The sequence below is a fragment of the Micromonospora okii genome (assembly GCF_020884795.1).
In the GTDB taxonomy this organism is placed as follows: Bacteria; Actinomycetota; Actinomycetes; order Mycobacteriales; family Micromonosporaceae; genus Micromonospora; species Micromonospora okii.
In genome coordinates this window covers 29,587-43,531 of sequence record NZ_BBZF01000017.1, presented here as the reverse complement: position 1 = coordinate 43,531, position 13,945 = coordinate 29,587, and the positions used below count along the sequence as shown (strand labels likewise).

At 74.1% G+C, this 13,945-nt stretch carries 12 protein-coding genes; 6 read left to right on the top strand and 6 right to left on the bottom strand.

Translation table 11 applies throughout. The annotated features are described in order from the left end of the window. Positions 1-119: 119 nt before the first annotated feature. Entirely contained in the window at positions 120-902 is a 783-nt protein-coding gene (locus tag LPU43_RS13860) for a phosphodiesterase (protein ID WP_229400804.1), read from the bottom strand. Positions 903-1,128: 226 nt separating this feature from the next. Between LPU43_RS13860 and LPU43_RS13855 the strand changes: the two genes are divergently transcribed. Then, the gene (locus LPU43_RS13855) at positions 1,129-2,538 is read left to right on the top strand and encodes a diguanylate cyclase (protein WP_229401103.1); all 1,410 of its coding nucleotides are present in this window, start codon (positions 1,129-1,131) and stop codon (positions 2,536-2,538) included. A 24-nt stretch (positions 2,539-2,562) separates the two neighbouring features. Here LPU43_RS13855 and LPU43_RS13850 read toward each other — a convergent pair whose 3' ends face one another. After that, a complete protein-coding gene (locus LPU43_RS13850; RefSeq protein WP_229400803.1) occupies positions 2,563-3,624 on the bottom strand; it encodes an aspartate-semialdehyde dehydrogenase in 1,062 nt (353 codons plus the stop codon). 5 nt (positions 3,625-3,629) lie between these two features. Continuing rightward, on the bottom strand, positions 3,630-4,895 hold the full coding sequence (locus LPU43_RS13845; RefSeq protein ID WP_229400802.1) for an aspartate kinase: 1,266 nt from the start codon (positions 4,893-4,895) through the stop codon (positions 3,630-3,632). A 232-nt stretch (positions 4,896-5,127) separates the two neighbouring features. On the opposite strand from LPU43_RS13845, the gene LPU43_RS13840 reads away from it, so the two are divergent. From LPU43_RS13840 to leuA, 3 genes are all read left to right on the top strand, one after another. After that, on the top strand, positions 5,128-5,949 hold the full coding sequence (locus LPU43_RS13840) for a hypothetical protein (protein WP_229400801.1): 822 nt from the start codon (positions 5,128-5,130) through the stop codon (positions 5,947-5,949). 84 nt (positions 5,950-6,033) lie between these two features. Next, positions 6,034-6,618, top strand: a complete 585-nt coding sequence (locus tag LPU43_RS13835) for a nitroreductase family protein (RefSeq protein ID WP_229400800.1) — start codon at positions 6,034-6,036, stop codon at positions 6,616-6,618. A 293-nt stretch (positions 6,619-6,911) separates the two neighbouring features. Further along, a complete protein-coding gene (gene leuA / locus LPU43_RS13830) occupies positions 6,912-8,669 on the top strand; it encodes a 2-isopropylmalate synthase (protein ID WP_229400799.1) in 1,758 nt (585 codons plus the stop codon). A gap of 176 nt (positions 8,670-8,845) precedes the next feature. On the opposite strand, the gene LPU43_RS13825 is transcribed toward leuA, so the two are convergent. Further along, complete coding sequence (locus LPU43_RS13825; RefSeq protein WP_229400798.1) at positions 8,846-10,282, bottom strand: MFS transporter; 1,437 nt, start codon at positions 10,280-10,282, stop codon at positions 8,846-8,848. A 107-nt stretch (positions 10,283-10,389) separates the two neighbouring features. Here LPU43_RS13825 and LPU43_RS13820 point away from each other — a divergent pair, with 107 nt between their 5' ends. Together LPU43_RS13820 and LPU43_RS13815 are read left to right on the top strand one after the other, a co-directional pair. Beyond that, positions 10,390-11,043 (top strand): HNH endonuclease family protein, encoded by a 654-nt coding sequence (locus tag LPU43_RS13820; protein WP_229400797.1) that lies wholly within the window; start codon positions 10,390-10,392, stop codon positions 11,041-11,043. Continuing rightward, positions 11,025-11,549, top strand: coding sequence for a hypothetical protein (locus LPU43_RS13815; RefSeq protein ID WP_229400796.1), 525 nt, complete (start codon positions 11,025-11,027; stop codon positions 11,547-11,549). The genes LPU43_RS13820 and LPU43_RS13815 overlap by 19 nt, the downstream gene beginning before the upstream one ends. Positions 11,550-11,613: 64 nt before the next feature. On the opposite strand, the gene LPU43_RS13810 is transcribed toward LPU43_RS13815, so the two are convergent. Both LPU43_RS13810 and LPU43_RS13805 read right to left on the bottom strand, forming a co-directional pair. Further along, positions 11,614-12,717, bottom strand: a complete 1,104-nt coding sequence (locus tag LPU43_RS13810) for an ABC transporter ATP-binding protein (protein WP_229400795.1) — start codon at positions 12,715-12,717, stop codon at positions 11,614-11,616. Beyond that, a complete protein-coding gene (locus LPU43_RS13805) occupies positions 12,714-13,877 on the bottom strand; it encodes an ABC transporter ATP-binding protein (protein ID WP_229400794.1) in 1,164 nt (387 codons plus the stop codon). Before LPU43_RS13805 ends, LPU43_RS13810 begins: the two co-directional genes overlap by 4 nt. Between the last annotated feature and the right edge of the window lie 68 nt (positions 13,878-13,945).

Sequence of the window (13,945 nt, the reverse complement as noted above, 5' to 3'; positions counted from 1 at the left end):
GCCCCGGCAACTACCGACCGTGAGGCCCACGGATCGCGACCGAACGATGATCCGCCGTGGCGCGAACGGCGCCCGCGCCCGCCGCCCCGGCGCTGCGGACGGGCGGAAACGGCGGTCGGTCAGTACCAGGCGGTCAGCGGTGCCGCGTGGCTGACCTGCACGGTGTGGGTGGCGCAGCCGCCGCCGGTGACCAGGTGCAGCAGGAAGGCGGTGGGTTCGAGGGCCCACCCCTGCGTCTCGCCCGCCGCCAGGGTGAGCGACGCCTGCCGCCAGGTGCTCGGCGCGGTGGTCAGCACCGTGCCGGCGAAGCCGACCGTCACCGGCCGGTGCACGTGGCCGGCGAGGACCCGGACGACGTGCGGGTGGGCGGCCACCACCGTGGCCAGGTCGTCGCTGTCGAGCAGCCGCATGTCGTCGAGGAAGGGCAGGCCCACCGGGGCGGGCGGGTGGTGCAGGCAGAGCACGGCCGGCAGCGTCGGCCGGCGGGCCAGCGCCTCGTCGAGCCAGGCGAGCTGCTCGGGGCCGAGCCGGCCGGCGCCCCCCTCGCCGGGGGCCAGGGAGTCCAGCACCAGGAGGGTCGCGTCGGGCTGCTCCACCAGGTAGTGCGTCGAGTAGCCGCCGCCGAGGTGCGCGGTGCCGCCGAAGACGTCGAGCAGCGACTCCCGGTCGTCGTGGTTGCCGGCGGCCAGGTGCACCGGCACGGGGAACCGGCCGACGATGTCGCGCAGCGCGACGTACTCCTCGGTGCTGCCGTGCTCGACCAGGTCGCCGGTGATCACGACGTGGTCGGGCCGTGGGCTCAGGCCCAGCACCCGGCCGAGCGCCTGGTGCAGCGCCGTGGCCGGCTCGGCGGCCAGCGTGCCGGTGGTCAGGTGGGTGTCGCTGAGCTGGGCGATGAGCATCGCGTCCTCCAGGTCGGCCGTGCCCTCAGGCTATCGCCGGGCGGCCGAACCCACAGGCGGCGTCCACAGCCTGTGGATAGCACATGTGTACGACGAAGATGATCTTGTAAGCAGCGCCCTGAGCTGCGGTGAGTACTCTTGATCAGACAGCCGCCCCTCCCCTGTCTGGATTCCTGTGCGCGTAGACCACCACCGCGTCGTCCGGGACGTGACGGTCCGCCTGCCGATGGCGTCGACCGCCGTCGAGGCATGCCGGTGGACGGTCACGGCCCTCGCCCGGTACGCGCCGGCCACCATCTCCGTCCTGCTCCAGGCGCGGGACCGGCTCCACTGCGTCGCGGCCACCGGCTCCTGGCAGGTCTTCTCGGCCGTCCCGCCGAAGACCGGCATCGTCGGCCGGGTGTACGCCTCCGCCGAGAGCGCCGTCGTCCCCGACGTCACCACCGACCCGGACTATCTCCCCGTGCGCCCCGACGTGACCGCCGAGGTCTGCGTGCCCGTGCTGGACCCGGCGGGCCGCCCGATCGGAGTGCTCGACCTCCAGTGGTCCGGCCCCGTCGAGCTGGGGCCGTGGCGGGAGACCGCCGAGCGCGTCGCCGGCCGCCTCGGGGCCCGGATCACCGCCCTGGGCGGCCCGCCCGCCGAGAGCCGCAGCGAGAAGCTGCTGCGGCACGCCGCCGCGCTGACCGCCGCCCCCACCGAGTGGGACCTGATGACCGCCGCGATCCGCGCGGCCCGGGAGGTCTCCACCCTCTCCGCGGCGGTGCTGCTGCTGGCCGGTGGGCCGGGCCCCGGCCCGGAGGCGTCGACCGGCGACCCGGTCCCCCGGCTCGGGACGCCGACCGACGAGCCGGGCGAGCTGGAGTCCCGCATCCGGGCCGAGCTGACCGAGGCCGGCGCCCCGGCGCTGCACCGCATGATCGCCCGCGCCCACCGGCACGGCTCCGGCTACACCCTCGGCGAGGCGGGGCACCCGCCCGCCAAGGAGTACCGACCGCTCGCCGACGCCGGGGTGCGCACCCTGGTCGCGGTGCCGGTCGGCCCGCCGGACGGCGGCGGGGCGCTGCTGGTCGCCGACGAGCGGCTGCTGCGGCCCGACCCGGCCACCGTCAACCTGATGGAGCTGCTCGCCGGTCAGGCGTGGACCTGCCTGGACCGGCTGCGCACCCTGGCCCGGCTGCGCGAGCAGGCCGACTCCGACCCGCTCACCGGGCTGCGGCACACCGGGCCGTTCGGGCAGCGGATCGCGCGGGCCACGCCGGGGCGCACCGCGCTGCTGGCCATCGACGTGGACGGCTTCAAGACCGTCAACGACACGTACGGCCACCAGGCCGGGGACCGGCTGCTGGTCGAGCTGGCCCGGGCGCTGGAGGCGGCGCTGCGCCAGGGCGACGAGCTGTACCGGGTGGGCGGGGACGAGTTCGTCGCGGTGATCGAGGTGAGCCGCCCCGACGAGGCGGTCCGGATCGCCGAGCGGCTCGCCGAGGCGGCCCGGAACACCGGCCGGACGATCAGCGTCGGCGTCGCCCTGCCCGCGCCCAACGAGCCCCCGGACCAGACCCTCCGCCGCGCCGACCAGGCCCTCTACGCGGTCAAGCGGCGGGGCCGCGACGGCGTCCACCTGGCCGCCGCCTGACCCCGCCCTGGGCGGGGGTGGGGGTCAGCGGGAGGTGAGCTCCTTGGCCAGGAGTTCGGCGATCTGGGCCGTGTTCAGGGCCGCGCCCTTGCGGAGGTTGTCGCCCGTGACGAAGAGGTCCAGGGCGCGCGGGTCGTCCACCGCGCGCCGGATGCGGCCGACCCAGGACGGGTCGGTGCCGACGGCGTCGATCGGCATCGGGAACTCCCCGGTGGCCGGGTCGTCGACGAGAATCACGCCCGGGGCGTTGCGCAGCGCCTCGCGGGCCCCCTCGGCGTCCACCTCCGTGCCGAAGACCGCGTGCACGGCCACCGAGTGCCCGGTCACCACCGGCACCCGGACGCAGGTCGCGGAGACCTTCAGGTCGGGCAGCCCGAGGATCTTGCGCGACTCGTTGCGCAGCTTCATCTCCTCCGACGACCAGCCGCCGTCGGCGAGCGAGCCGGCCCAGGGCACCACGTTGAGCGCCAGCGGGGCGGGGAACGGCCCCAGCTCGTCGCCCACGGCCTGCCGCACGTCGCCCGGCCGGGAGCCGAGGCCCCGGTCCCCGGCGATCTTGCCGAGCTGGAGGTGCAGCGCGTCCACGCCGCCCCGCCCCGCCCCGGAGACCGCCTGGTAGGACGCGAGCACCAGCTCGCGCAGCCCGTACTCGCGGTGCAGCGGGGCGATCGCCACGATCATGGCGAGGGTGGTGCAGTTCGCGTTGGCGATGATGCCCTTGGGCCGGTTGCGTACCTGGTCGGGGTTGATCTCGGGGACGACCAGCGGGACGTCGCGGTCCATCCGGAACGCCCCGGAGTTGTCCACGGCCACCGCGCCCCGGGCGGCGGCGATCGGCGCCCACCGCGCGGAGACGTCGTCGGGCACGTCGAACATCGCCACGTCGACGCCGTCGAACGCCTCCGGGGTGAGCGCCCCGACGGTCAGCTCCTCGCCCCGGCAGCGCACCCGCCGCCCCACCGACCGCTCGGAGGCGAGCAACCGGATCTCGCCCCAGACGTTGCGCCGCGCCGACAGCAGCTCGCACATCACGGTGCCGACCGCACCGGTCGCCCCGACCACGGCGAGGGTGGGCAGCGACGACACGGCGGCTACCGCCCGGTCCCCGCGTACACGACGGCCTCGGAGTCGCCGCCCAGGTCGAAGGCGTCGTGGATGGCCCGGACGGCCTTGTCGAGGTCGGTGTCCCGGCAGACCACGGAGACCCGGATCTCCGAGGTGGAGATCATCTCGATGTTGACGCCGGCGGAGCCGAGGGCGGCGAAGAAGCCGGCCGCGACCCCCGGGTGCGACCGCATCCCGGCGCCGATCAGGGAGACCTTGCCCACGTGGTCGTCGTAGAGCAGGCCCTTGAACTTGACCGACTCCTGGATCTTGCTGAGCGCCGCCATGGCGGTCGGCCCGTCGGCCTTGGGCAGGGTGAACGAGATGTCCGTGCGGCCCGTGCCCTCGGTGGAGACGTTCTGCACGATCATGTCGATGTTGATCTCCGCGCCGGCCACGGTGTCGAAGATCCGCGCGGCGGCGCCCGGCTCGTCCGGCACGCCGACGATCGTGATCTTCGCCTCGCTGCGGTCGTGGGCGACCCCGGTGATCAGTGCCTGTTCCACAGGAAGGTCCTCCATCGATCCGGTGACCATCGTGCCGGTGTTGGTCGAGTATGACGAACGGACGTGGATCGGCAACCCCGCGCGCCGGGCGTACTCGACGCTGCGCAGGTGCAGCACCTTCGCGCCGCAGGCCGCCAGCTCCAGCATCTCCTCGTACGTGATGTCGCGGATGTGCCGGGCGTTGGGCACGATCCGGGGGTCGGCCGTGAACACGCCGTCGACGTCGGTGTAGATCTCGCAGACGTCGGCGTGCAGCGCGGCGGCGAGCGCCACGGCCGTGGTGTCCGAGCCGCCCCGGCCAAGCGTGGTGACGTCCTTGGTGTCCTGCGAGACACCCTGGAAGCCGGCCACGATGACCACCGCGCCCTCGTCGAGCGCGCCCTTGAGCCGCCCCGGGGTGACGTCGATGATCCGCGCCCGGCCGTGCACCGACGTGGTGAGCACGCCGGCCTGCGAACCGGTGAACGAGCGGGCCTCGTACCCCAGGTTGTGGATGGCCATGGCGAGCAGCGCCATGGAGATCCGCTCCCCGGCGGTGAGCAGCATGTCCAGCTCCCGGCCCGGCGGCAGCGGGCTGACCTGGTTGGCCAGGTCGAGCAGCTCGTCCGTGGTGTCACCCATCGCGGAGACCACCACGACCACGTCGTCGCCGGCCTTGCGGGCGGCGACGATGCGCTCGGCCACCCGCTTGATGCGCTCGGCGTTGGCGACGGAGGATCCGCCGTACTTCTGCACCACGAGTGCCACGACGGTGCACTCCCTCCCAGCGTCCCTGAGCGTCGCACCGCCGCCGGTACCGGCCGGCGGCGCCTGTCAGACGACATCAGGGTATCCGCCGCCCCGAACGGCCGCGTCGGGTGATCCCACCATCCGGCCCGGCGCCCGGCCCGGCCGCCGCCCCGTCGGGTACGCGACACGCCGCGCGCACCGCCCGCCGCGCGGGTCCCCGGCGGGATGCGCCGCACCGCAGAATGACCCCGTGCATGCCCACCTCCGCGTGGCCCGGTGCCTGACCGGCGCCCTCGCGCTCGCCCTGCCGGCCCTGCTCGCCGCCTGCGCGGGCGACCCGCCCGCCACGCCGGCCCCGCCCACGGGCGACCCCACCCCCGTCGTCATCGACCCCGCCCGCGACGAGGTGGCCGCCCTGGCGGCGGCGGCCCAGGACCGGGCCTACACCGCCCGGTACGCCCTCTCCGACGGCGCCGGCCCGGACCGCGCGATCGTGGTGACCAGCGCGGAGGATGGCACCTGGCGGGTCGACGTGCCCGGCGGGGCGCTGGGCGGCACGGCGGACGTCTCGCTCGCCGCCACCGCCGACGGCCTCTTCCAGTGCGGCCTGCCGTCCGCCGGCCGGCCGGAGCCGGCGAGCTGCGTGCGCCTCGGCGACCGGGACGATGTCGTCCCGCACCACCTGGACCCCCGGGTCCAGCACCCGTTCACCGACTGGCTGGAGGTGCTCACCGACCGGCGGGCCCCGCTCGCGGTCTCCCCGGCCCGGCCGCCCGAGGGGGCGACGGGGGCCTGCTACTCGATCGACTCGACGTCGGCCTCGCTGAACGCCCCGCTCGACGTGGGCATCTACTGCTACGCCCCGGACGGCACGCCGACGGCAGTGCGGACCGGGTCCGGCACCCTCACCCTGGCCGGGTCGGCCGGTCCGGCGCCCGCGACGGTGCAGCTCGCGGGGCCGGTCACCGAGGGCGAGCCGCTGGGCGTCGCGGCCCCGGCGCCGGGCTCGGGCCCGCAGTCGGCCGACCCGGCCCCGGGCGGGCCGACCCCCACGGGCACGGGAACGCCCTGACCTTCGCCCGGTTACGGTGGCTCTGACCACATTCATCCACCCCGAGAATCGGGGCGTAATGCCCGATACGGGAGGGTTGGGCGCATGGCCGACCTGACCCCGCTGCTCGCCTTCCGCTGGAGCCCCCGGGCCTTCCACCCGACCGCGACGCTGACCGCCGCCGAGGCGGCCTCCCTGCTGGAGGCGGCCCGCTGGGCGCCTTCGGCCGGCAACAGCCAGCCGTGGCGGTTCGCCCTGGGGCACCGGGACGACGAGACGCACAAGCGGGTCCTGGTCAACCTGCCGGCGGACGAGCGGCGGTGGGCGCGGCACGCCGCCGCCCTCCTGCTCGGGGCCCACCTGACCGGGGAGGGGGCCGGCGCGCGGCCCGCGCACGCCGCTGCGGGAGACCGGCGGCCGGAGCACGCCGGGCGGGAGGCGTACGACCTCGGGCAGGCCGTGGCCCATCTCACTGTGCAGGCGACCGCGCTCGGCCTCTACGTGCGCCAGCTCGCCAGCTTCGACCGCGCCGGGCTCGCCGCCGACCTGGAACTACCTGCCGGGATACGGCCCCTGGTGGTGGTGGCGGTGGGCCGGCTCGGTGACCCGTTCAGCCTGCCCGAGGAGCTGCGCCACCGGGAGACGGGACTGCGTCGCCGCCGCCCTGTAACGGAGCTACTGCTGCGGTGAGCTGGGCCGATGCGGCGGCGGGGCCGACCGGGGGTGCTCCCGATCTCAAACTACGGACCGGCCTTTGCGCCCCCCACCTCATCACGTAGGGTCACTCTGTCATGTGGCGGGCGTACCTCCTCCTTAATCGCCGCGACGAGGCCTGACCGGCCGGCACCTCGTCGCGGGGTCGAACCGCGCCGTCCAGCACATCCGAACTCTCGTCGGCGAACGGGCTTCGTCCTCCGCGCCGACCTCGGCACCGTCGCCGACCTTCCGATTGCTGACGCCACATGTACAGGGAGCACTCCGTCATGGCCCGATCCAGCGGCACCACCGACGCCGACACCGACCCGATCGCCCGGCAGCGCCCCAGCCGGATGCCGTACCAGCGCTACCAGCCTTTCCAGCAGCAGTTCCGGATCGACCTGCCGGACCGCACCTGGCCCAGCCGGCACGTCGAGGCCGCGCCCCGCTGGTGCGCCGTCGACCTGCGCGACGGCAACCAGGCCCTGATCGACCCGATGTCCCCGGAGCGCAAGCGCCGGATGTTCCAGCTCCTGGTGCAGATGGGCTACAAGGAGATCGAGGTCGGCTTCCCGTCGGCCAGCCAGACCGACTACGACTTCGTGCGGCAGCTCATCGAGCAGGACCTGATCCCCGACGACGTGACCATCCAGGTGCTGACCCAGTGCCGGGAGCACCTGATCGACCGCACCTTCGAGTCGCTGCGCGGCGCGAAGCGGGCCATCGTGCACTTCTACAACTCGACCTCCACCCTCCAGCGCCGGGTGGTCTTCGGGCTGGACCGCGACGGCATCACCGACATCGCCACCACCGGCGCGCGGCTCTGCCGCAAGTACGCCGAGATCCACACCCCGGACACGGACATCTACTACGAGTACTCCCCCGAGTCGTACACGGGCACCGAGCTGGAGTACGCGCTGGAGGTCTGCGCGGCGGTGATCGAGGCGATCGACCCGACGCCCGACCGGAAGCTGATCATCAACCTGCCGGCCACCGTCGAGATGGCCACGCCGAACGTGTACGCCGACTCGATCGAGTGGATGCACCGGCGGCTGCCCCGGCGGGACAGCCTGGTGCTGAGCCTGCACCCGCACAACGACCGGGGCACCGGCGTGGCCGCCGCCGAGCTGGGCCTGCTGGCCGGCGCGGACCGGATCGAGGGCTGCCTGTTCGGCAACGGCGAGCGCACCGGCAACGTCGACCTGGTGACGCTGGGGCTCAACCTGTTCTCCCAGGGCATCGACCCGATGATCGACTTCTCCAACATCGACGAGGTGAAGCGGGCCGTCGAGTACTGCAACCAGCTCCCGGTGCACGAGCGCCACCCGTACGCGGGCGATCTCGTCTACACCGCCTTCTCCGGCTCCCACCAGGACGCCATCAAGAAGGGCTTCGACGCCCTGCACGCCGACGCGGCGGCGGCCGGTGTGCCGGTCGACGAGTTCACCTGGGCAGTGCCGTACCTGCCCGTCGACCCGAAGGACCTGGGCCGCACCTACGAGGCGGTCATTCGGGTCAACTCGCAGTCCGGCAAGGGCGGCGTGGCGTACATCATGAAGAGCGAGCACCAGCTCGACCTGCCGCGCCGGCTCCAGATCGAGTTCTCCGGGGTGGTCCAGCAGGTCACCGACCACGCCGGCGGCGAGGTCGACCCGGGCACCATGTGGGAGATCTTCGCCGGCCACTACCTGCTCGACCACCAGCCCGACCCGGCCGTCACCCTGGCCGAGTACACGATCGGCACCGCCGACGGCAAGGTTGAGATCGAGGCCCGGGTGGGCGTCGGCGGCCAGACCCGGTCGCTGACCGCGATCGGCAACGGCCCCATCGACGCGTACGTCACCGCGCTGGAGTCGGTGGGCGTGGCGGTACGGGTGCTCGACTACCACGAGCACGCGCTCTCCTCCGGCGGGGACGCGCAGGCCGCCGCGTACGTCGAGTGCGAGGTCGACGGCCGCACCGTGTGGGGCGCCGGCGTGGACGCGAACATCGTCACCGCCTCGGTCAAGGCGGTCACCAGCGCCATCAACCGCTCCCGCTCCTGAGGTGCAAGGAAGGGCCCCTTGTTAACGCTTTTTGCATAGCAGGGGGCCCCTCCTAACAGCGCTTCCCCGGGAGCGCCTCCTCGACAACCGGCACGGCGGTGGAACACGGCGACGCGCTCGGCCGGTGTTAACAGGGGGCCCCTGCTCTACCGAAAGCGTTAACGAGGGGCCCTTCCTTACCCCGCAACCGGCGGGGTGCGGGGCGGGCCGTGGATCAGCAGGCCGGCCAGGGCGGCCCCGGCCAGCAGCGCGCCCGCGCACCACAGCAACGCGCCCCGGTACGCGCCGGTCAGCGCCGCCCGCTGCTCGTACCCCGTGCCGCTGAGCCCGACCAGCAGCGGCAACGCGGCCACCGCCAGCAGGCCGCCGGCCCGGGACGCCGCGTTGTTGAACCCGCTGGCGACGCCCGAGAACCGGTCCGCCACGGCGGCCAGCACCGAGGCGGTCAGCGGGGCCACCACGAGGGTCAGGCCGAGGCCGAAGAGGGTCACCCCGGGCAGCACGTCCGTCCAGTACGACGCTCCCGGGGCGACCCCGCGCAGCAGGAGCAGGCCGAGCGCCGCGATGACGGGCCCGACGGTCAGCGGCAGCCGGGGGCCGATCCGGGCCGACAGCGCCCCGGCGCGCGACGAGCCGACCAGCAGCAGCACCGTCATCGGCAGCGTGGCCAGCCCGGTGAGCAGCGCCGACCAGCCGACCACGTTCTGCAGGTACACGGCGAGGAAGAAGGTGAACCCGCCCAGCGCCGCGTACACCACCACGGTGAAGAGGTTCAGCACCGAGAAGAGCCGGCTGGTGAACAGCCCGGTGGGCAGCATGGCCGCGTCGCCCCGGCGGCGCTCCAGCAGCACGAAGGCGACGGCGGCGAGGGCCCCGACCAGCGCCGACGCCAGCACCGGCGGTGCCGCGCCGCGCGCCGGGGCGTCGATGAGGGCGTACGTCACGCCGCCCAGGCCGAGCGCGCCGAGCAGGGCGCCGGCCACGTCGAACCGCCGTCCCGATCCGGTACGCGAGGCGTCGGCGTCGCGGCTCTCCGGCACCCAGCGCAGCGCGGCCAGCACCACCGCCACGGCCAGCGGCAGGTTGACGAAGAAGATCCACCGCCAGGAGAGCGCGTCGATCAGCCAGCCGCCGACGAACGGGCCGAGCGCGGTGGAGACCCCGGCCAGCCCGGACCAGGTGCCGATCGCCCGCCCCCGGTCGTCCGGGTGGAAGCTCGACTGGATCACCGACAGGGAGCCCGGGGTGAGCAGCGCCCCGCCGGCCCCCTGGAGGAAGCGGGCCGCGACCAGCCAGCCCGTGCCCTGGGCCAGGCCGCACAGCGCGGACGCGACGGCGAACCACACCACCCCGGTCAGGAAGACCCGCCGCCGGCCGAACCGGTCGCCGAGCGCCCCGCCGAGCAGCACGAACGCGGCCAGCATGAGCAGGTACCCGTTGACGGTCCACTGGAGACCGGCGACCGTGGCACGGAGGTCCTCGCCGAGCCGGGGCAGCGCGACGTTGACCACCGTGGTGTCGAGGAACACCATGCCGGAGGCGAGGACGGCGGCGAGCAGGGTGCCCCGGGCGGCCGGGGTGCCCAGCCGGAGCGCGGGCGCGGGTGCGGTCACGGGTACCACTCTTCCTCCGCCGATTCGCGCACGCCACGAATCAGGGAAACGGTGCCGGGGTACTGTGCGCAATCGCCGGAAGCCCGCAAGCTGGAGAGGTGTCGTCTGTGCGTACCAGATCAGGACGTCGTGCGGTCGTGGCCGCGCTCGCTGCGGCGCTCGCCGTCGCGACGGCCGGCTGCTCGGCGGTCGACGAGCCGCAGGTCCCGCCGAGCGGCGGCGGCAACGCCAGCGAGAAGCTGGGCGAGCTGACGGTCGCGAGCGCCGGCTCGATGAAGGGCTACAGCCGGAACCGCTTCCCGCACTGGCGGGACACCGGCAAGAACTGCGACGTACGGGACAGCGTCCTCAAGCGGGACGGCGAGGACATCAAGTTCTCCGGTTGCAACGTGGTCGCGGGGCGCTGGGAGAGCGTGTACGACGGCCGGGTCTTCACCGACCCCTCGGACGTGGACATCGACCACATGGTCCCGCTGGCCAACGCGTGGCGCTCGGGTGCCGACGAGTGGGACGACGGGAAGCGGGGCGACTTCGCCAACGATCTCACGCGACCGCAGCTCATCGCCGTTTCCGCCAGCTCCAACCGGGCAAAGGGTGACCAGGATCCGGCCCAGTGGAAACCGGCGAACCGGTCGTACTGGTGCCAGTACGCCGAGAGCTGGGTGACGGTCAAGCACCACTGGCGGCTGACGGTGACCAGTGCCGAGAAGGTCGCTCTCAAGGAGATGTTGGAGGGCTGCACATGGGCGAGCAAGCCGTGACGGGGGTGGGGGCGACCCCGCTGCCCGAGGGGGCGCCGATCTCCGGCGGGGCCACCACGGCGGGGATGACCGCGGACGGCGCGCCAGCCGCCCCGGCAGACGTCTCCGGGGCAGGGATGTCCGCCGACGCGGGGACCGGGACGTCCCGCGACGCGGGGACGTCCGCCGACGCGGGCGGCACCTCGGCCGCTCCGCCCGCGGGTGAGCCCGCCCCGCCCGCAGGTGAGCCGGCCCCGGCCGCGCCGGCCGGCGGTGAGGCGCGGAGCCGCACCGCCGACATCGTGCCCGGGCCGGGCGGCGTGATGACCGACGAGGTCGGCGTGGTCACCGGCGAGCTGACGCTGCGCACCGAGTACGCCGACGGCCGGGTCACCCTGCGCGTGCAGTACCGGGAGGCCGACGAGTGGTACGTCGTGACGGGCGGAAGCGCCCCGCTGGCCGACCCGGCCGGGCTGGACGCGGTGCACGCGATCGCCGTGGGCCTGCTCGACCGGCCGGAGGGCTGACCCGCCCCACGCCTGTTGACAGGAGCCCCCTGCTATGCGGAAAGCGTTGACAGGGGGCCCTTCCTTACACGTAGGAGCCGGGCTCCGTGGGGGCCGAGACGGCGGTGGGGGCCTCGCCCTCGCCCGCCGGCCGGACGACCTGCGCGCTCACCCCGTGCGGGCGCAGCTCGCCGCTGGCGATCCGCTCCGCGTAGTGGCAGGCGACCCGGCTGCCGCCGATCTCCCGCAGCGCCGGCCGTTCGTCCTTGCACCGGCTGGGCTGTGCCCACGGGCAGCGGGTGTGGAACCGGCAGCCCGACGGCGGGTTGGCCGGCGAGGGCAGGTCGCCGGCGAGCAGGATGCGCTCGCGCCGGTCCTCCACGTCCGGGTCCGGCACCGGCACGGCCGACATCAGCGCCCGCGTGTACGGGTGCAGCGGCTCGCTGTACAGCCGGTCGCTGGACGCCTCCTCGACGAGCGCGCCCAGGTACATCACGCCGACCACGTCGGAGATGTGCTTCACCACGGCGAGGTCGTGGGCGATCACCAGGTAGGTGAGTCCGAGGTCGTCCTGGAGCTTGTCGAGCAGGTTCACCACCTGGGCCTGGATGGAGACGTCCAGGGCGGAGACCGGCTCGTCGGCGACGATCAGTTCGGGGCCGAGCACCAGGGCGCGGGCGATGCCGATGCGCTGGCGCTGGCCGCCGGAGAACTCGTGCGGGTAGCGGGACAGCGCCCAGCGGGGCAGCCCCACCGCGTCGAGGGTTTCGCCGATGATCCGACGCCGGTCGTCCCGGTCGGCGCCGATGCCGTGGGTCTGCAACCCCTCGGTGAGGATCGACTCGACGTTCTGCCGGGGGTCCAGGCTCGACATCGGGTCCTGGAAGATCATCTGCATCCGGCGGCGCATGGTGCGCAGCTTCCCGGCCGGCAGCCGGGTCAGCTCGACGCCGTCGAACCGGACCTCGCCGCCGGTGGGCGGGGTGAGCTGGAGCAGCGCCCGGCCGAGCGTGGACTTGCCGCAGCCGGACTCGCCGACCAGCCCGTACGTCCTGCCGCGCGGGATGCGCAGGTCGACGCCGTCGACCGCCTTGACGTGGCCCACCACCCGGTCCAGAAACACCCCCCGCTTGATCGGGAAGTGCACCTTCAGGTCGCGGACCTCGACGAGGATCTCGCTATCGGTCACGGCTTCTCCTCCTCGCGCGGGGCGGGCACCGGACCGGCGACACCGCCGGCCGCCGGGGCGGCGGTCGCGCCCGGCTCGGCGATCCCGGCCGGGGCCGGGGTCGCACCCGGCTCCGCAGCCTCGGCCGGGGCGACGGTGGCGGCCGTCGCACCCGGGGCGGCGGTGCCGGCCGGGGGGACGGTGCCGGGGACCGGGGCCGGGTTGACGCACCGGTAGCCACGGCCGTCGTGGGTGAGCGACAGCTCCGGCGGCTCCCCCACGCACTCGTCGATCCGCCGGGCGCAGCGCGGGGCGAAGGCGCAGCCGTCCGGCCAGGCCAGCACGTCGCGGACGGAGCCGGGGATCGGGACGAGCCGCTCACCGCGCCCGGCGTCCAGGCGGGGCACCGACCCGAGCAGACCCACCGTGTACGGGTGGCGCGGCTCGCGGAACAGCGGGCGGCGACGGGCCTTCTCGACCACCCGTCCGGCGTACAGGACGTTGATCGTGTCGCACATGCCGGCGACCACGCCCAGGTCGTGGGTGATCATCACGAGCGCGGTGCCGGAGTCCCGGACCAGCTCCTTGAGCAGCTCCAGGATCTGCGCCTGGATGGTCACGTCCAGCGCGGTGGTCGGCTCGTCGGCGATCAGCAGCCGGGGTCGGCAGGCCACCGCCATGGCGATGAGGGCGCGCTGTCGCATTCCGCCGGAGAGCTGGTGCGGGTACTCCTTGAGCCGGCGGCGCGGGTCGGGGATGCCGACCCGGTCGAGCAGCTCGGCGGCCTCCTTCTGGGCCGCCTCCCCCTTCATCCCCCGGTGCCGCGCCAGCACCTCGGTCACCTGGAGGCCGATCGGGATGACCGGGTTCAGCGAGGAGAGCGGGTCCTGGAAGATCATCGCCACGTCCCGGCCCCGGATGTCCCGCCGGGAGCGGTCGTCGAGTTGGAGCAGGTCCGTGCCGTCGAAGACGGCCTTGCCGCCGACCCGGAGGCCGGGCTGCTTGGGCAGCAGGCCCATGATCGCCAGCGAGGTGACGCTCTTGCCGCAACCGGACTCGCCGACCAGGCCGACCACCTGGCCCGCGTCGACCGAGAAGGAGACCCCGTCGACCGCGCGCACGGTGCGCTGACCGCGCCGGGCGAAGGTGACGGAGAGGTCGTCCACTTCGAGCAGTGCCATTACCAACCTTCCGTTCGCGACTGCGGGGCTCGCAAGCTCACTCCTCGCGCTTCACACGACAAACCTTC